General features: G+C 63.3%; 16 protein-coding genes. 4 read left to right on the top strand and 12 right to left on the bottom strand.

The annotated features are described in order from the left end of the window. Window positions 1-4: 4 nt before the first annotated feature. Genes D3D01_RS13030 through D3D01_RS13010 form a run of 5 tightly spaced genes read right to left on the bottom strand, consistent with a single transcriptional unit; the run spans window position 5 to window position 5,888 of the window. Window positions 5-1,078, bottom strand: coding sequence for an ATP-binding protein (locus D3D01_RS13030; protein ID WP_101351418.1), 1,074 nt, complete (start codon window positions 1,076-1,078; stop codon window positions 5-7). A 2-nt stretch (window positions 1,079-1,080) separates the two neighbouring features. After that, window positions 1,081-1,527, bottom strand: coding sequence for a response regulator (locus D3D01_RS13025; protein WP_121512473.1), 447 nt, complete (start codon window positions 1,525-1,527; stop codon window positions 1,081-1,083). Next, complete coding sequence (locus tag D3D01_RS13020) at window positions 1,520-3,451, bottom strand: ATP-binding protein (RefSeq protein WP_121512472.1); 1,932 nt, start codon at window positions 3,449-3,451, stop codon at window positions 1,520-1,522. The genes D3D01_RS13025 and D3D01_RS13020 overlap by 8 nt, the downstream gene beginning before the upstream one ends. A 60-nt stretch (window positions 3,452-3,511) precedes the next feature. Beyond that, window positions 3,512-4,558 carry a diphthamide biosynthesis enzyme Dph2 gene (dph2, locus tag D3D01_RS13015; protein WP_101349829.1) on the bottom strand — a complete coding sequence of 349 codons (1,047 nt, stop codon included), beginning with the start codon at window positions 4,556-4,558 and terminating at the stop codon, window positions 3,512-3,514. A 55-nt stretch (window positions 4,559-4,613) separates the two neighbouring features. Next, window positions 4,614-5,888 carry a methyl-accepting chemotaxis protein gene (locus D3D01_RS13010; RefSeq protein ID WP_121512471.1) on the bottom strand — a complete coding sequence of 425 codons (1,275 nt, stop codon included), beginning with the start codon at window positions 5,886-5,888 and terminating at the stop codon, window positions 4,614-4,616. A gap of 218 nt (window positions 5,889-6,106) precedes the next feature. On the opposite strand from D3D01_RS13010, the gene D3D01_RS13005 reads away from it, so the two are divergent. Next, window positions 6,107-6,505, top strand: a complete 399-nt coding sequence (locus D3D01_RS13005) for a YlbF family regulator (RefSeq protein WP_008309674.1) — start codon at window positions 6,107-6,109, stop codon at window positions 6,503-6,505. Window positions 6,506-6,616: 111 nt separating this feature from the next. On the opposite strand, the gene D3D01_RS13000 is transcribed toward D3D01_RS13005, so the two are convergent. After that, a complete protein-coding gene (locus D3D01_RS13000) occupies window positions 6,617-7,066 on the bottom strand; it encodes a universal stress protein (RefSeq protein WP_101349831.1) in 450 nt (149 codons plus the stop codon). A 180-nt stretch (window positions 7,067-7,246) separates the two neighbouring features. Here D3D01_RS13000 and D3D01_RS12995 point away from each other — a divergent pair, with 180 nt between their 5' ends. The 3 genes from D3D01_RS12995 to D3D01_RS12985 all read left to right on the top strand — a co-directional run bounded on the left by D3D01_RS12995 (window position 7,247) and on the right by D3D01_RS12985 (window position 10,291). Then, window positions 7,247-8,080 (top strand): MBL fold metallo-hydrolase, encoded by an 834-nt coding sequence (locus D3D01_RS12995; protein ID WP_101349832.1) that lies wholly within the window; start codon window positions 7,247-7,249, stop codon window positions 8,078-8,080. A 171-nt stretch (window positions 8,081-8,251) separates the two neighbouring features. Continuing rightward, window positions 8,252-9,355 (top strand): hypothetical protein, encoded by a 1,104-nt coding sequence (locus D3D01_RS12990; RefSeq protein WP_101349833.1) that lies wholly within the window; start codon window positions 8,252-8,254, stop codon window positions 9,353-9,355. 39 nt (window positions 9,356-9,394) lie between these two features. Further along, window positions 9,395-10,291 (top strand): hypothetical protein, encoded by an 897-nt coding sequence (locus D3D01_RS12985; protein ID WP_101349834.1) that lies wholly within the window; start codon window positions 9,395-9,397, stop codon window positions 10,289-10,291. 12 nt (window positions 10,292-10,303) lie between these two features. On the opposite strand, the gene D3D01_RS12980 is transcribed toward D3D01_RS12985, so the two are convergent. The 6 genes from D3D01_RS12980 to D3D01_RS12955 are packed head-to-tail and all read right to left on the bottom strand — an operon-like array spanning window position 10,304 to window position 16,938. Further along, entirely contained in the window at window positions 10,304-11,248 is a 945-nt protein-coding gene (locus D3D01_RS12980; RefSeq protein ID WP_101349835.1) for an ABC transporter permease, read from the bottom strand. Continuing rightward, window positions 11,245-12,240 carry an ABC transporter ATP-binding protein gene (locus tag D3D01_RS12975; protein WP_121512470.1) on the bottom strand — a complete coding sequence of 332 codons (996 nt, stop codon included), beginning with the start codon at window positions 12,238-12,240 and terminating at the stop codon, window positions 11,245-11,247. The genes D3D01_RS12980 and D3D01_RS12975 overlap by 4 nt, the downstream gene beginning before the upstream one ends. Continuing rightward, the gene (nosD, locus tag D3D01_RS12970) at window positions 12,227-13,618 is read right to left on the bottom strand and encodes a nitrous oxide reductase family maturation protein NosD (RefSeq protein WP_121512469.1); all 1,392 of its coding nucleotides are present in this window, start codon (window positions 13,616-13,618) and stop codon (window positions 12,227-12,229) included. The genes D3D01_RS12975 and nosD overlap by 14 nt, the downstream gene beginning before the upstream one ends. Then, window positions 13,615-14,415: a hypothetical protein gene (locus D3D01_RS12965; RefSeq protein ID WP_121512468.1), complete on the bottom strand. Its 801-nt coding sequence runs from the start codon at window positions 14,413-14,415 to the stop codon at window positions 13,615-13,617. Before D3D01_RS12965 ends, nosD begins: the two co-directional genes overlap by 4 nt. A 29-nt stretch (window positions 14,416-14,444) precedes the next feature. Continuing rightward, on the bottom strand, window positions 14,445-16,424 hold the full coding sequence (gene nosZ / locus D3D01_RS12960; RefSeq protein WP_121512467.1) for a TAT-dependent nitrous-oxide reductase: 1,980 nt from the start codon (window positions 16,422-16,424) through the stop codon (window positions 14,445-14,447). A gap of 1 nt (window position 16,425) precedes the next feature. Then, entirely contained in the window at window positions 16,426-16,938 is a 513-nt protein-coding gene (locus D3D01_RS12955) for a plastocyanin/azurin family copper-binding protein (RefSeq protein WP_101349840.1), read from the bottom strand. Between the last annotated feature and the right edge of the window lie 61 nt (window positions 16,939-16,999).

The raw sequence follows: 16,999 nt of genomic DNA, 5'->3' as shown, positions 1-16,999 counted from the left end.
CCCTCTACGGAGTCGCGTGTGGGAGTTCGATATAAAACGCTGCGCCACCAAGGTCGCTGTCCTCGACCCAGACATCGCCACCGTAGCTCCGGACCATCGTGTCCACGAAGTAGAGCCCGAAGCCGGTGCCGCCGGACTCAGAGCCCTTCTCGCCGCGCTCGAAGATGCGCCGGGCCTCGCTGCTCGGAATGCCGTCCCCGTCGTCGGCGAGACAGACTGTGACAACCCCGTCCTCGACCCTCGTCGTCACATCGATGGTCACATCGGCACCACCGTGTTCGACTGCGTTGAGAAAGAGGTTCGCGAACACGTCGTCGAGCAGTTCGTCGGCGACGACGGTAACGGCCTCCGATTCGACGGTGACAGTACAGTCGTCACCGACTGACCGGGCGCGCTCCGCCGCGGCCGTGAGGACGGCCTGTAGCTCCCGGTGTTCGTGGCTTCGCCCGTCCTCGTCGGTGACCGTCTCCAGCACTGACCGGACCTTCTCCGTGAGGTCGATCAGGTCGTCGCTCCACTGGACGATGGTCGACGCGTACTCGCGTTCCTGGCTGTCGAGCGTGTCTTCGAGGAGTTCGCCGCGTGCCCGAATGACGTTCATCCCGTTGAGGATATCGTGTTGCAGGATGCTGTTGAAGAAGTCCATCTGGTCTGTCTGGCGCTGAATCGCACGCTGCTGGCGGCTCCTGACGACTGCGTACCGGAGTGCCCTCACGAGTCGGTCACCGTCCAGATCCGCTTTCGGCAGATAGTCCTGTGCGCCGCGGTTGATCGCTTCGATAGCCATCTCCCGGTCCTGCATGCCCGTGAGAACGATGATCGGCACTCCCCTGACCATCTCGGTTGCCCGGTCGAGTGTCGCGAGCCCTGTTGACTCGGGGAGTCCGAGGTCCAGCAGCACCACGTCGTAGGCTGTGTCCGGCTGTTCACCGACCGGCGCCAAGGACTCGACGTGGGAAATCGTCACGTCATCGACGAAGTGCGCTACGGCTGGCGAGTTCAGGTGATGCTCGACGAGCTGAGCGTCGCCCGGATTGTCTTCGACGAGGAGCACGTTGAGGTGTATCGTCTCAGTCATCGTCATTTCGGTGGCCGCTTGACTACCGTGAGGAAGAACTCCTCGACGCTGCTCACGATGTCGACGAAGCCGTCGAAGTCGACTGGCTTCGTCAGATAGGCGTTCGCGTGGAGGTCGTACGATTCGATGATGTCTTCCTCCGCCTCAGAACTGGTCAACACGACGACCGGAATCCGCCGAAGCGACTCGTCGTCTTTCATCTCTTCGAGGACCTCTTGCCCTCCTTTACGTGGCATATTGAGGTCGAGTAACAACAGATCAGGCCGCGGTGCGTCGTCGTACTCGCCTTCCTGACGGAGGAACGCCAGTGCCTCGACACCGTCGTTGACGACGTGCAGGTTGTTCAGCACCTTGCCCTTCTCCAGCGCTTTCTCGGTCAGCTTGACATCGCCGGGATTGTCCTCCGCCAGTAGAATCTCCACCGGCCGTCCCTCGCTGGATTCAGTCATCGCCGCACACCTCCGTTACCGCGGGCAACGTAAACTTGAACGTCGCGCCGTCGTCCGACGGTTCGACCCAGATGCGTCCGTCGTGGCGCAGGACAATTCGCTGGCAGACGGCTAGCCCGATGCCGGTTCCTTCCGTGTCGTGGGCTCCGGCCCGGTGGAAGATGTCGAACACCTCCTCGCGGTCCGCCGCCGGAATCCCCGGCCCGTTGTCCGAGACGGTGAACACAACATCGTCGTCATCTCTGTCTGCGCTGACCTCGATACGTGGCTCCATGCCGGCTTCCACGGCGTACTCGATAGCGTTTTCCAGTAGATTCTGGAATACCTGCCCGACCTGGTTCGGATCGGCTTCGACGGGTGGCAGTGCCCCCACTGTGATGGTCGCGTCTACCTCTTCTATTCGCATCTGTAAGGCGTCCAGCGTCCGGTCGATCACCGCCTCCGGGTCCGTCTCCTCGAACTCGCTCGAGGTTGTCTCGACCCGCGAGTACCGGAGCAAGGCGTTGACCATCTCCTGCATTCGGCGAGCCCCGTCGATGGCAAAGGCCATGTACTCGGCGGCCTCGTCATCGAGGTCGTCGCCGTATTCGCTGTCCAGCAGGTCGATGTAGCTCGATACCATCCTGAGAGGCTCCTGCAGGTCGTGTGAGGCGATGTAGGCGAACTGCTGGAGCGCCTCGTTCGACCGTTCGAGTTCCGTCTGCTTTGATTTGAGCCGCGTCTCCCGTTCGACCCGGTCAAGCGCTGCGGCCCCAGTACTCGCAAGAATATCGAGCAAGAACCGGTCGTGGCTGTCGAGGGATTCGACAGTCGGCGAGCCGATACACAGCATCCCGTAGTCCTCGAGCGGGAGAAACAGCACCGTCCGCAACGATGCCTGTGGCGATGACGGGTTCGATAGCGCCTGATAGTCCTCGACGACGGTCGGACTACCATCGTGGAACAGGCGGTTCTCGTCGCTTTCGGGACCCATCGGTGGGAGATCCGACGCTGCCTCCACCGCCGCGAAGTCGACCGCTTCGTCCGTCGCACCAATCGGATAGAGGGTGTCGTCGTCACTGTCGTAGGACCACATCGCTGCCAGTGGCTGGTCGATGATGCGCTGTGCGATCTGTGTCACCGTGTCCGCGACCGCCTGCTCCGTGCGGGTGTACAGCAGTTCATTCGTCGCTTCGCTGAGTGTTTCGATGCGCGCCTCACGCTGTTTGAGGTCAGTGATGTCGCGGGCGACGCTGACGACCTGCGTCAGTTCTCCGTCATCGCCGAACACTGGCCGATACCACGTCTCGAAGACGAGGCCGTCGAATTCTTGGGTCACGCGGACCTCTTCGCCGTCCAGCGCTTGCTCGACAGCGGCGACGATGTCCGGATACTGGCCGTACGCCTCGAACACCGAGACGCCTTCGAGTTCGCCGGGTTCTAAACCGAGTTCGGCCAGTCCCTTCCCGGCCGAGTAGGTGAAGACGCCATCGGAGTCGAGAGTGAACACAACGACCGGAAGGTTCTCGATCAGTGTCTGGAGTTGCTGGCTCCGTTCAGTATGTTTGCGTTCCTGTCGCCGGATTTCGGTCACATCGTGAATGAACGCCACAACACGAGTTACGTCGTCGATGACGGCGCGCTCGAGCGACACTTCGACCCGCCGGCTCTCCCCATCCGGTCCCTCTGTCGTCCACTCGACCTGTGTCGACCCCGACGTGGCTGCCTCCGCAATCAGGGCGTTTGCGTCCGCCGTCGAGAACCCCGACGGGCTGAACTCGCCGACGTGCATCCCGACGATGTCCTCTGGCGCACAGCCGAGCAGTGCGCCCGCGGCCTGGTTGGCTCGGACGATTGTCCCGGTGTCGGCGTCGTGGATCATAATCGGGTCCGGATTTGCCTCGAAAACGTCGCGGAAAAGAGTAGTGTCCTCCGTAGAAGCCATACAGAGATTCGGCTGGCGGAATATAAGACTGTATTCCCGCCGTTCTCAGGTCTGAGAACGCTACCAGGTGCCGTGGAAGGTGTCGAACTCCAGGGATTCTAGCGGCTTCTCGCCGATGGCAATCTCGTACTCTCCGGGGGTGAGCATCGGCTTCTTGAACTGCGGGCCGTCGTCGGTCGTGATGCGCGGACAGCCGGTGTTGACGTAGGCGTCCATCCCGAAGTTCGTCAGCCGGTCCGGTGTCACCTCATCCATGGTGATGAGGTATGCGTTCTCGTTGTTCTCGACGATTTCCTGGGCCTTGTCCCAGCGGCCCTGCCCGATTTTGGTACAGAAGATAACCCCCCAAGACTCGGCGTCCATCGCGCGGTGGACCGCGCCGTAGCGCTGCTTCATGAACTTCTCCGTGTCAGCGACGGTAACGACGTTGTTGACCGGGTCCGCGATGACGACGTGCTTCTCGGGGTGTTCCATCGCCAGCCCGAGCGGGTGGAACTTCCCGCCACCGACGTACAGCATCTGGTCGGCGTCCACGTCGGCGCTGGCGTAGTTACAGCCAAGCACCTGCCCCTCGTGGGTCAGCCGCTCGTCGCCGCGGCGCGTGTGGACCGTGTAGCCGCGCTCCTCTAGCCACTCGCGCATCTCCTCGAACTTGTTCATGTGCTGGGCCGTCGTCACCAGCCCCACGTCGGGGTCCTCTTCGGGGTCGGCGAGTTGCTCCTCACGGGCCTGCTCCATGATGGGGAAGACGTCGACGTTGGAGAACAGCGGCACGTAGATAATCTTGTCAGACTCCTTCATCGGCGAGTGACCGAAGTGGACGAACACGTCCGTCCGGCGCATCATGTACGTATCGAGGTCACAGGCACCATAACAGGGCTGGCCCGATAGCAGCACCGTCACGTCGTCAGGCAGTTCCTCGCGGAGGTCGTCAGCCACGGCCGGGCCGCGGCGTTTCAGTCCCTCGGGGAACTGCAGGCCCACCTTCTCTGCGTCGCGCTCCTCGACAGCTTCGATGATTCGGTCGAGCTCGTAATCCCACTCGCGGTCGTGTTTGAGCGACAGTCCGGTGTTCCGGAGGTCGCCGTCAGTCCGCTCTTGACTCATTGAAACCCTGTACCCGTTCGAGCGTCATAACCCCCGTGTTTCGATGAGCGGGCAGTCACCTCATGATCTCGGCGAGTCGGCGCTCGACACGCTCGACGTTCTCCTCTAAGTCCCGGGCCATCTGATGTTGGGTTTCGTTTTCGGCAGCCAGCTCGTCGATGGACTCGGACACCTCGGCGGCACGCTGGGCGATTTCGTCGATCATGCTGGCGATTTCCTCGGCACTTGCGGCCTGGTCGTCAGTCGCCGCCGCAACCTCGCCGATGCCCTGTTCGGTTTCCGACGCGGCGTCGAGAATGGCCTCCTGATTGTCAAGCACCGTCTCGAGGTCAGTGAGTGCCTGCTGGATCGCGTCCGTCGTTTCCTCGACGTTTTCGGCGGTGTCGTCGGCCATTTCGCGGACCTCCCCTACGATACGCTCGACCTCGTCGGCGTGCTGCTTGGACTCGTCGGCCAGTTCCTTGATCTCGTCGGCGACGACCGCGAACCCGTCGCTGTCGCTGTTGCTCCGCGCAGCTTCGATGTTGGCGTTCAGTGCCAGCATGTTCGTCTGGTCCGCGATGTCGTTGATGACCTCGACAAACTCGTCGATTTCTTCGATGTGGCCCCGGAGCTCCGCCGAGTCCGACGCGACCTGTTCGGCGAACTCAGTCGCATCCTCGACGCGTTCGATGGTTTCCTCGGCTGTTTCGACGGATTCCTCGGCGAGTTCCCTGGCCTCACCGCTCTGGCTGCTCACTTCCTCGGCGCTGGAGGCGATTTCCTCGACGGTGGCGCTGAACCCGGATACCTCGGACTGGACCTCGTCGAGGTTGTCGGACTGCTCTCCGGCCATGTCCTTGATCTCGTCGGACTGCTCGGTAACGGCTGCGGCAGAGTCGCTGATTTCGCCGACCGCCGACTCGACATCTGTCGCCATCTGTGACTGGAGGTTCTGGAGCGCTTCGCGCTGTTCGACGATATCGCTGAAATCGATCAGTAACTCCAGTGCTCCGATAGCCTCCCCGCCGGGACCCATGAGTGGGACAGCAACCGCCCGCGCGTGGGCCATCGTCCCGTCGGGCCGCTCGGCGGAGCGGAACTCGTCCTCGCGGACTGGCTCCCCTGTCCTGATGACCTCCTGAGCGAGCGTCTCGTCTTGACCTTCTGTGCCAAACACATCGTAGGCGTTCATCCCGACCGCCTCACTCGCCGGAAGGCCGAGAATGTTTGCCACTGCTTGATTCCAGTGTGTGATATCGCCGTCCGCATCAACCACGAACGCCGGCTCGGGTAAATCCGCGACAAGCGACTCGAACGCATGGAGCCAGAACTCTCCGCTGTTGTCCATTGACTCTGGTAGTAGACCGCTTTCAGGTGCAGTTTCCGCCATTGTGGGTGATATCTCGGAAACGGATATACCGTTTTCGACCGATTATGCGAGTTGATAACTGGATTGGGTCGCCTTTCCCGCGGGTGAAGCTACAGCCCGATCAGTATAGCGACGGTCCTGGCCGGAACAACCCGGTTTCGGCAGGCCTATACCGCCCGAGCCCATACACGACGATGATGAGCATCGAGACCGATACCGCCGCTGATATCGACGGTGACCACGTCGAAGCGCTCGCTACAGAGTTCGGCGAGGCAATCGCCGAGCTGCCGGTGTACCAGCGATTCAAGGAGACGAAAGACGCCGTCGAGAACCACGACGAGGCGCAGGCGGCTATCAAGGAGTTCGAGCAGATCCGAGAGGAATTCATGCTCGCCCGTCAGACCGGGAACGCTTCGCAGGAAGACCTCCGGAAAGTCCAGCAAAAGCAGGAGGAACTCCACGACATCCCGGTAATGAGCGACTATCTGGAGGCCCAGAACGAACTCGAACTGCGCCTGCAGGAACTCAATGAGATTGTCTCTGAGGAACTGGCCGTTGACTTCGGGCAGAAAGCCGGCGGCTGCTGCGAGGACTGAACACCGGGATTTTTGCGGTCGCGGTTCTGCTGACCCTGAGGCAGCTGGTCAGAAGCGGCGATACCGCCGCCAGCTATCGCCAGTCAGCGGTCCACTCGACTGACTGGGCGGTTACTCCTCGACTTCAGTTTTCACTACGACCGCCGGTCGTTCGCTCAGCCTGAGCACTTTGTCTGTGATGCTGCCGAGAAGGCTCCGGTACTCCGCCGGCCGCCGCTTCGTCCCGAGTACGAGCAGATCGACGTCCGCCTCGTCGGCGGTTTCGATGATGGACTCGGCTGGCCGTCCGTGTTTCAGGGTCGTCGTTGCGTCGACGCCGGCCGACTCCGCGTCGGCCTGTATCCGGGCCAGCGTCTCCTGACCCGTCTCTTCGAGGCCGTGTTCCGGTCCTTCCGACTCGTCGACGTACTCGTCGCCGCTGTAGGCCGTGTACACGTCTTCGTCGACGACATACAGCACGTGGAGGTCCGCATCGTGTTCCGCTGCGAGGGCAATTGCGTGGGATTCGGCATTGGTTGACGCTGCTGTCCCATCCGATGCGAGGAGGATATGATCGTACATACAGGTCACATTTCTCTCAGGTGGGAAATAAACTGAGGGCTCCGTTCTCAGACAGCGGGAGACACTACGACCATCGTGGAACTGGGTCCGGATGTCAGGCCGAACCATCCGTACAGCATCCAGCGGCCCCGGCACGGCGTCTTCGAAACACCTTAGCGACCGGGCGTGGCATCTCCCGGCATGACAGTCGAATCTGATTGGGACGACTGGCTCCCGCGTGCGGTGGAGTCGGCGACACCTGACGGGCTGGCGATCTGGTATCTTGGCTGCAACGGCTTCATCGTGAAATCGAGCGGCGGGACGACCGTCTTCATTGACCCGTACCTCGGTACGGGCGACCCGCCGCGAACCGTCCGGATGGTTCCAGTGCCGTTCAACCCTGAGGACATCACTGAGTGTGACGCCGTTCTGGGCACCCACGAACACACCGACCACGTTCACGGGCCGTCTCAGGCCCCGATTCTCGCCGGGACGGGCGCGGACTACTACACCACTGACAGCGGTCACGACGTCATCCGCGAGGAGGCGTGGCTGGAGAACTACAGCGTTACTGACGATCAACTCCACGAGGTCACGGAGGGCGACACGCTCGATATCGGTGACGTGACCGTCCACGTCGAACCGGCCAACGACCCCGACGCCGAGCATCCGGTGTCGTACGTGTTCGAACATGACTCCGGGACGTTCTTCCACGGCGGCGACGCCCGTCCCGGCGAATTCGAAGCTATCGGCGAGCGCTACGACATCGATGTCGGCGTCCTCGCGTTCGGAACGGTCGGGATGATCGACGACAAGGAAACCGGCGAACCCACGCGAACACAGTGGTATAACGATGAGAACATGATCATCGAAGCCGCGAACGAACTCCAGCTTGACACCCTTGTCCCGACCCACTGGGATATGTGGAAGGGGATGACCACGGAGCCGACCGTCTTGCACAACCACGCCAACAGCTTCGCATATCCATCGGCGCTTTCAATAGTTGAAATCGGCGACCGGTACGATCTCGACTGAGAGCGGCCTGCCAGTGGCACACGGACGGCCTGCCCTGACTTCCAGGATCACGCCCTGTTCATGTTCCTGAACGTATGTATATAGATTATATTAACTGATAGGTTGTAGAAAAAAGGCGTAAATGTTGGTCAGGTACGTACCTTTAATACTATTGCTGAGACCATACAGACCATGAGCAATTCGCAAGCCTACGATGAAGTCACTGTCGCCGCAGATGGCGTGACAGTGACCAAGCGGTTCGAGGCGGACGAGTTTCCCGTGCCCGCCATAGCATTTAATCTCACGTCGCGACGGTCTGTTCCGGTGACAGTCAGGCTGGTCGACACCGTGCCGGCGGATGTCGCCGTCGAAGACCTGGGCTTTCACCCCGAGTACGGCAGTGAGTACTGGGACATCAACGAAGACCGGATCGCCTTCGAAAAGGAACTCGAACCGGAAGCCGACTACACGACCGTCTACGGTATTCGTGCGACGGGAACTGACGACGTCGAGAAGTTCCTGACAGAACCCGACATCGAGCGTGTGAATCCGCCTCTAGACGAGGACGAGGAAGACCTCGTCGGTGGCGGCGACGAGGCTGTTCGGGACGTCATCGCCGGTGACGCCGACAGCGTTCCCGGCCTCGAAGACGATGACGACGAAGACATCGAGACCCTCGACCTCTCGGACCCGAACAACCCGGATTCAGGCGTCGAAGCCCCCGAAGCGAGCAACGCTGCACCGGCAGACTCCGAGGTCCAATCCGGCGCTGTTGTCGCGACGATGGCACAGGAAATCCGGGATCAGAACGTCTCCCCGGAAGACGTGAAGCTACTCAAGCGTGCGCTTGACGCCGTCTCCGAAGATGAAGACGACGGTAACACCGGCGGCGTCAACGACGCCCGGATCCAGCGCATCCAGAGCGACGTCGCGGACCTCCGTGCGTACACCGACGCGCTCGAAGAGTTCCTCGAAGAGAACGGTACCGGCGAGGACATGATCCAGGAGTTCGGCGAGCGTCTCGACTCCTTCGAAGCGGCTCTTGAGGATTTCCAGGACGAAGTCCAGTCGGCGACGAAGACAGCCACGTCTGCCTCCGATCAGGTCGACGACCTCTCCGAGGAAGTCGAGAGTGTCGAAGGGCAGCTCGACGACCTCGAAGACGACATCGAAGCCGTCCGCGCGGAAATCGACGACGGTGACCTCGCCGACCGGATCGACGAAACCGAATCGGAAATCGAGGAACTCAAACAGTGGCGCGAACAGCTGTCGTCGGTTATCGGCGGCGGCGATTAACCGAACTCGTTTTACCGGTCCCCCGTCTGTGCCTGCATAATGACGACGACGAGAGTGGCTGTGCCGCGCAAAGGCCGGCCCCTCGAAGCAGTGCTGGAGCGACTCGCCGGGCGCACAGGGACGACCGAGCTGGTCGACGATATCATCTCGACGCTTCGCTACGAGAAGGCTGTCACCAAGGGCAACCAAGACGCGGTCGCCGACGTGTACCATCGCATCAGCGACTACTCCTCGCTTGATGAGCCATACAGGCCGGAGTACACGCTGCTCCGTGACGACCGCGACGGGATGCCTCGACGGATCGTCTTCGACAGCGTCACAATTCCGACAGCGTACGGTGATGTCCAACTGGTCGGCCGCGAGGAGCCGTTCCGGGCGCTCCGGACTCATGAGTTCGCGCTCGGATTCGACAGCGCCGACCTCGTACTCGAAGAAGTCGTCCAGCTTCGGGACGACCCGCTGACCGCCATCCACGAAATCAACGACCGTATCGACCCGCTTGATACGGACGTACGGGTCGTGACCGGGCTGGGCGATACGGTGTACCACACGCTGCTTGCGACGCCGGATGTCATCGATGCACAGGACGGTCCTCTCGACCGGGCCTTCGTCACCAACTACGAGGGCGACCTGTGTATCTCACCGCGGTACGAGCGGCTCGTCGAAGCCGTTCTCGGGACGAGCGCACTCGATGGCGTCTCCTTTACGTATCCCACCGAAGGCGGCGAGGAAGAAGAAGATATTGCGGCGACTGGTATCGGTGTCTACCTTACTGTCACGGGGTCGACTGCACGCGATCACGGCCTCGAACTCGGCGAGCGGCTGTTCCCCAGTGAGACCGTGCTGCTGGAGAACGCCCACGAGCGTACCGAGACGACGGAACAGGTCGCCAGTCTGTTCGAAGACCCCGAAGAGACGGCGCTGCAATCGGTCTGAGACGCCGTCGTCTCAGAGACGCCGCCGCTCGATGAGTTTTGCCGCGACGCCGACGGGCACGACGACCCACGCCAGGAGCCCCGCGGCGACCATCGGCGTAGTCAGCCCGGCCTGTGCCAGCACGCTGCCGAAGCCGCCGGCGACCACGTCCACCTGCGAGAGCGCGAGCACGCGGAAGCAGTCCACCGGGTTGAGCAGTATCGCCGCGGCGATAGCGCCGGACCCGAGGTCGAACCCAGCGACGGCCCCCAGCGCGACCAGGTCGTGCAACAGCGCGACCCACAGCCAGATGGCCAGCGCGGCACCGAGTGCGTGTGTTTTCGTCCGTGCGACCGTCGAGACCAGTACCGCGACGCCGAGCATCGCGCAGGCGGTCAGGACCGCGGCGAGGGCGACGGCCGCGTACTGGCCGACGCTGGCGAGACCGAGATAGCGAACGGTCAACAGTGCGCCGGGAACGAAGCCGAGCAACATCGCGCCGGACAGCACCGCCGCCCGGCCGATGGCAGTGCCGACGACGACACGGCCTTTCGTCACCGGGAGCGCGAGCAGGAGTTCGAGCGAGCCGCGCTCGTCGGCCCCGACGATGGCGTCGTAGCCGACCGCCAGCGCGGCCAGGGGGACGAGGTAGACGCCGAGTTCCGCGATGGTCGCAATGACCGCGTCGAAGCGACCCGGGCCGACTGAACTCGCCCCGAACTGGACGACGGCGGTGGTAAAGAGGCCGAACAGTAGCGCCACGCCGAGCGCCCATCGGCTCCGGACGGCCAGCCGGTACTCACGGCGCGCGATGGTGAACAGGCTGCTGTCGGCAAGTCGGGCGAACGCCGATTCGTCGGCAGCGTCTGTGGTCGTGCTTCCCTCGGTGCCGCCATCGTGCAGCCGGGTACCCGGAGCGTCGGCTGCGACGACGCCGCCGTCGGGTGTCGGATCTGTCGAGGAGTCGTCTCCCATCATGCCGGCTCGCCTCCCGAGTCCTCGGCGGCCGAAGCCGCCGTGCTGTCGGAACCGGTGCGCTCGTCGCCGTCGGCCGCCCCGACGGCCTCGTGGAATGCGGCTTCGAGACCCGGTTCGCGGACCTCGAAACGGTCGATATCGTACTTGTCGCCGACGGCCGTCAGGAGGTCGTAGGCGTCGGTGGGGGCGGTGGTGACAGTCAGGTCGACGCCGCCGCGGCTGACACTCGACGCACCCTCGTAGTCTCGAAGCATGCCTGCCACGTCGCTCGCAGCCGCCTCAGACGTGAGCGACAGCGACACTGTCACCTCGTCGGCGGCGGCGCGGCGAAGCTCTTCGACCGGCCCCGCAGTCGCCACCTGTCCGTCCGCGATGATGACCGCCTCCGAGCAGAGCCGCTGAATCTCCCCGAGCGCGTGCGAGGAGAAGACGATGGTCACGTCGGTCTCCGCTGCCAGCGACTCCACAACCTCGTGGAACGCCCGGATACCGTCGGGGTCGAGTCCCGCGGTCGGTTCGTCGAGGATCAGCACGGCCGGCTCGCCGACGAGCGCAGTGCCGAGGCCGAGCCGTCGGTTCATCCCGTTGGAGTAGCCGCCGACGCGGCGGTCCGCGGCGTCTGCGAGTCCCACGGTGTGCAGGATGCGCTCGACGTGGTGGCTCCGGTCTTCCCGTGGTACCGAGCGCATCCGGGCGTGGAAGCGGAGTATCTCGCGTCCGGTCAGGCTCGGCGGGAAGCCGGCGTGTTCCGGCAGGTAGCGCACCCGCTCGCGGACGGTGGTACCGTCGGTCGGGTCCGCGCCGGCGACGGAGACGCTGCCATCGTCAGGCCGGTTCAGCCCGACGAGTAGCTTGAACAGCGTCGTCTTGCCGGCACCGTTCGTGCCGAACACGCCGAGGGTCGTCCCCTGTTCGACCGAGAGATTCAGTCCGTCGAGCGCCTGCACGTCGCCGTAGGCTTTCGATACGTCGTCGACTTCAATCACGTTCATAGTATTTCCTCCAGTCCTCGTGGGGCGGTTCGGTGAGCGGACGGGCGTCGACCACGCCGGGCGACTGGACGACCGGCACGGACGACTCGGCCAGCCGAACGGCGTCAAAGGCTGGACTGCTTGCGAACACTCGCGCGGCGGGCTTCTCGGCGGTGACCTGCTGGACGGTCCCGGCTGGCTGGTAGCGCGTGTCGCCGACGCCGTCGTCGTCGATGTCGGTCGGGTTCGCCCGGGACCAGTAGTTCCCGACGCTCTCGTTCCAGTGGACCTGGTCGCTCATGACCGCAAGGACCGGCCTGTCGTTGCGGATAAAACTGTTCTCGGTCACGGTGCCGTCGGTACTCCCTGCGGCGATGTGGACGCCAATATCGTTACCGACGACGAGGTTATCGACGATGCGGTTGCTGACGGAGTTGTAGACAAACAGCCCGTTCTCGTTGTTGACGAGGTGGTTGCCGCGGATGTCCGTGTCGTCGATGCTCTTGACGAGGATCCCGTGGCCGGACTGCCCGCTGTTGTTCACCGCCACGTTGTCCTTGATGACGAGGTGTTTCGACACCATCAGCGCGTACCCGACATCGTTGTCGAAGGCGGTGTTGTTCCGCAGGTTCGAGTCGTCCGAGTACATGTAGTGGACCCCGTACCGGAGGTCCCACATCGTGTTCTCGCTGGCGTTGACGTCTTTCGCCCAGTTGAAGTACAGCCCGTCCCGGACGGTGGTGATGTCGTTGTTCCGGATGACGCTGTCTTCGGTCTTCCAGATCTGGATGCCGTTGCCCCGCTTGGTCAGCTGCGTGATTTCCTCGCGGCCGACGATGGTGTTGTTGCGGACCTCGGCGTCGTCGACGCCGTTCAGCCAGACGCCGAACGTCATGTCGGTCACGCGGCTGTCGCGGACGGTGGTTTCGCTCCCGTTGACGAACACCGCGGCGTCGTTCGTCGCGGTGCTGTACCCGCTGTTGCGGACCCAGAGGTCCGTCACGGTGACGCCCGGCGCGTCGACGGTGAGCACGTCGCCCTCGCCGTCGCCGTGTAGCAACGTCGACCCGGGACCGCTCCCGGCCAGCGTGACGTTCGGCGTTGTCACGACGAGCGTCTCGTCAAAGCGACCGTCGAGCGTGACGGTATCGCCGGGGCTCGCGGCATCGACCGCCGCCTGCGCGCTGTCGTAGGTCTCGCCGTCGACCGTCGCGGTCCCCTCGGCCGATGGGGCGGTGAACGAGTCGGTGTCAGGCACGTCGGGGTCGAAGTTGAGGCTGTCGCGGGCGCTGTCGGCTTCGCCGGCGCTGGCCATCCCGACAGCGACGACCGACAGCACGAGCAGGGCCGCGGTGCCGACGGCGAACGCCCGCTCGGAATCGTGGGACAGTGGGATCATGAGTGTGTTTCCGGGTGATCTGGTTCAGCCGCAGTGGTCGTCGGGCGGTGCGGGGCGTCTCCCTCGTCGTCAGTATCCCCCTCACGACCCAGTCGGTCCTGAACGGCGTCGGGAAGTCCGGTGAGCCCGTCGCGAAGTCGGGCTGGGAGTTCGCTGAACGTCGCGGCCTGATCGCGGTAGTAGTACGAAACCGCGAGCAGTCCAACAGCTGTGGCGGCCATGTATGCGCCGAGGCCGAACCGGGAGACGCTGGTGATATTGGCGACCTGGTACTGCCCCCACAGTGGCGGCGTGAAGCCGTCGACGCCCATCACCGGCGCTCCGGGGTCGAGCGTGTGACCAGCCTGCCAGAGGCGGTACTGGATATCGGCCAGCATCACGGTGAACACCAACACGGTGCCGCCGAACTGGTATTTCAGGCCGCGTTTGAGTTTCTCGGTAGTCGGTGCGACGGCGACGAACACCGACAGCAGCGACACGCCAATGAACGCCACCGGACCCAGGGCCCACTCGGGCACGTCGATGGCGTTCTCCTCAACGGGGAAGTTGGGCTCGACTAACACCGGGTCGGGGAAGTAGAACCCGACGTAGTGGTTCAGTCGCGCCATCTCGGTGAAATCCCCGGCCAGGTGCGGGTAGGCGTACAGAGAGACGCGGAGCGTCGTGCTCGGGTACTGCACCGCATCAACGCTGATGCGCCACATCGGGAACGCGAGCGCCGCGACGAACAGCAGCGCCGCTACCACGGGGAGGCCCCGCCTGATCTCGCGGAAGTCGTCAAGGGTGGGTCGTTGCATGGCTGGACACCTCCGAGGTGAATCGTGACTTACCCCTCCGCCGGTTCGACGATCATCCGGCTGCGCATCTCTAAGTGCAGGGCGCTACAGAAGTACGTGCAGTAGATCCAGTACACGCCAGGGTCGTCAGCCGTGAACGTGACCTCGCGGGTGTCCTGTGGGGCCACGGCGTAGTTGATGTCGTGTTCGGGGATGGCGACGCCGTGGATGATGTCCTGCACGCCCTCGATGTTGGTCGTGGACAGTTTCACCTCGTCGCCCTCCTGGACCGTGAAGTCCGGCAGGCCGAACTCCGAGCGCTTGGTCGTCATCTTGACGTGGACGCTGTTCTCGCCCGTGCGCTCGACGCCGGAGTCCTCCTCGGTGATGTAGGTCTCTTCGTAGTCGGCCTTGTCGTAGACCTTCTTTGCGTCTATCTTGTCCTTGTGGGCGAAGACGCAGTCGTGTGGCTCGGGGTAGGCCGGGTGGTCCGCGACCAGTTCCATCTCCGCCTCGCCCTGCCCGATGTGGATGAGCTGGTCGTTGTCGGGCATAATCGGGCCGACCGGAAGGAACCGGTCTTTCGAGAGCTTGTTGAGGCTGACGAGCCACTCGCCGTCGGGATCGGTCGTCATCGCCTCCAGCGCCTGGATGTGGCCCGGGTTGTAGTGGACATCCTGTTTCTCGATGATGGGGTCTTCTGACCCCTCCTCGGCCTCGACGGCGGCCTGAATATCCCACTTGACGGCCTGCGAGTCGATGAACAGCGACGTGTAGGCGTGGCCGTTGCCGTCGAAAGTAGTGTGCAGCGGGCCGAGTCCGACGCGCGGTCGCCCGGCGACGACGTCCTCCGGGTCGGAGGAATCGGCCAGTGCCTCCAAGTCGATCATCGTCACCGTCGGCGAGAGCTTCCCCGCGACGAAGGCGTAGTCGCCGTTCGGTCCGACCTCGACGCAGTGGGGGCTTTTCGGCGTCGGGATGTACTTCACGATTGGGCGGTCGCCCTGATTGAGCGAACTGCTCTGGGTTCCGTCGACGACCGGGATGCCGTTTACCTCCTCGTAGTTGCCGTTCTCGACGGCCTGCTCGATGGCCGGGATGTCGAAGGCCTTGACGTTGTCCCGGTCGTCCTTCGTCATGCCCTGAATGTCGGTGGCCTCCTCGCTGTTGTACGCCGAGGAGATGGCCCACCGACCCTCTTTGCCGGTGTCGACGATGTCGAGGTTGCCGTCGACCTTGACCTGCCACTGGGTCTCCATCGACTCGGGGTCGACGGCGACGAACAGCGACGTGTAGTTGTCCGGGTTCTTGGCGTCGGTCCCGTCGTTGGGCAGCGGCGCGCGGAACTCGCCGTTGCCGAGCACGTACTTCGTGTCCGGCGAGAGGACACAGCAGCCGTGGATGGCCTGCATGTTCGGCACGTCCGTGATGGCGTCCGTCTCGAAGTACGTGAGGTTCACGCGGGCGATGCGACCGTTCGCCTTGTCGTTGACGTACAGGTACTCGCCGTCGTAGTCCCCGTCTGTCTCCGAGAGGTTCGGGTGGTGGTTGTCACCCCAGGAGTAGCCGCCGCTCTCTTCGAGCAGTTCCTTGGTATCATCGGTGAAACCATAGCCCGACGCACAGTCGGTGTTAAACACCGGAATGCGGGTGAGTTCGCGCATCGACGGGATGCCGATGACCCGCAGTTCGCCGGAGTGGCCGCCGGACCAGAAGCCGTAGTATTCGTCGTGTTCGCCCGGTTCGACCGTGTGGCTCGCGCCGCTGCCAGAGGGCGTCGACTGGCTGCCGGCGCTGCCGCCGCCGCCAGTCAGCGCCGAACAGCCGGCGACGGAGCCCATCGCACCGGCAGCGACACCAGCCTTCATGAAGTCCCGGCGGCCGAGTGAGAGGCCGGGTAGTCCCAGTGAGATGTCGTCGTCCGCAGTCGTTTCATCCGGGGACTCGACATCAGCCAGTACCGAGTCGAGCGTTTCTTCGTATTCTTCGAGGACTTCGTTCGGGTCGCGGGGAGTCTCGTTTTCACTCATATCAGACCACCTTGATTGTGCCGACCATCCCGTTCATCTCGTGGGGGATGCAGTAGTACTCGTACGTTCCGGTCGTCTCCAGCGTGACCTCGTAGCTCTCGCCTTTCGGGATATTTCCTTTCTGCCCGTTGCTGTAGCCGTCCTTCGCGGCCTGCAGGGAGTCGAACCCACCGGAGGCGAAGTAATCCGCGCCATCGGGAATCTTGTCCTCATAGGCCGTCACCGTGTGGCCGATGCTACCGACGTTCTCGAACGTGACTGTCGTCCCTGCCTCGACCTTGATTTTCTTTGGCTCGTATGCCAGTCCGTCCGTCATTTCGACAGTACTTGTCTCGGCCCACTCGGAGCCGCTCCCGCCGTCGCCGGACTCGGTCTCACCGCCGTCTGCGCCGTCACCGCCGCTACCCGAGTCGCCGTCACTGCCACTGTCGGACCCGCCGCCCGATGAACAGCCAGCTAGTGTGACTCCAGCCGCGAGAGCCAGACCGCGAACGAATGTTCTACGTGTTTCCATGGTAGCTCACGGCTGCAACTCGAAGACCTACCTGTATATATAGGGACCCGCACTCTCATTT

This window comes from Haloarcula sp. Atlit-7R, from assembly GCF_003666065.1.
In the GTDB taxonomy this organism is placed as follows: domain Archaea; phylum Halobacteriota; class Halobacteria; order Halobacteriales; family Haloarculaceae; genus Haloarcula; species Haloarcula taiwanensis.
Note: the sequence above shows the minus strand (reverse complement) of the source record. Positions and strands in the feature narration are given on the sequence as shown.

Excerpts from the sequence above, each read along its gene's own strand:
- D3D01_RS13030 (WP_101351418.1), bottom strand. The coding sequence starts at position 1,078 with ATGACTGAGACGATACACCTCAACGTGCTCCTCGTCGAAGACAATCCG.
- D3D01_RS12975 (WP_121512470.1), bottom strand. The coding sequence starts at position 12,240 with ATGAACGTGATTGAAGTCGACGACGTATCGAAAGCCTACGGCGACGTG.
- dph2 (WP_101349829.1), bottom strand. The coding sequence starts at position 4,558 with ATGAGTCAAGAGCGGACTGACGGCGACCTCCGGAACACCGGACTGTCG.
- D3D01_RS13025 (WP_121512473.1), bottom strand. The coding sequence starts at position 1,527 with ATGACTGAATCCAGCGAGGGACGGCCGGTGGAGATTCTACTGGCGGAG.
- nosD (WP_121512469.1), bottom strand. The coding sequence starts at position 13,618 with ATGATCCCACTGTCCCACGATTCCGAGCGGGCGTTCGCCGTCGGCACC.
- D3D01_RS12985 (WP_101349834.1), top strand. The coding sequence starts at position 9,395 with ATGACGACGACGAGAGTGGCTGTGCCGCGCAAAGGCCGGCCCCTCGAA.
- D3D01_RS13000 (WP_101349831.1), bottom strand. The coding sequence starts at position 7,066 with ATGTACGATCATATCCTCCTCGCATCGGATGGGACAGCAGCGTCAACC.
- D3D01_RS13005 (WP_008309674.1), top strand. The coding sequence starts at position 6,107 with ATGAGCATCGAGACCGATACCGCCGCTGATATCGACGGTGACCACGTC.
- D3D01_RS12990 (WP_101349833.1), top strand. The coding sequence starts at position 8,252 with ATGAGCAATTCGCAAGCCTACGATGAAGTCACTGTCGCCGCAGATGGC.
- D3D01_RS13020 (WP_121512472.1), bottom strand. The coding sequence starts at position 3,451 with ATGGCTTCTACGGAGGACACTACTCTTTTCCGCGACGTTTTCGAGGCA.
- D3D01_RS12995 (WP_101349832.1), top strand. The coding sequence starts at position 7,247 with ATGACAGTCGAATCTGATTGGGACGACTGGCTCCCGCGTGCGGTGGAG.
- D3D01_RS12965 (WP_121512468.1), bottom strand. The coding sequence starts at position 14,415 with ATGCAACGACCCACCCTTGACGACTTCCGCGAGATCAGGCGGGGCCTC.
- D3D01_RS12980 (WP_101349835.1), bottom strand. The coding sequence starts at position 11,248 with ATGATGGGAGACGACTCCTCGACAGATCCGACACCCGACGGCGGCGTC.
- nosZ (WP_121512467.1), bottom strand. The coding sequence starts at position 16,424 with ATGAGTGAAAACGAGACTCCCCGCGACCCGAACGAAGTCCTCGAAGAA.
- D3D01_RS13010 (WP_121512471.1), bottom strand. The coding sequence starts at position 5,888 with ATGGACAACAGCGGAGAGTTCTGGCTCCATGCGTTCGAGTCGCTTGTC.
- D3D01_RS12955 (WP_101349840.1), bottom strand. The coding sequence starts at position 16,938 with ATGGAAACACGTAGAACATTCGTTCGCGGTCTGGCTCTCGCGGCTGGA.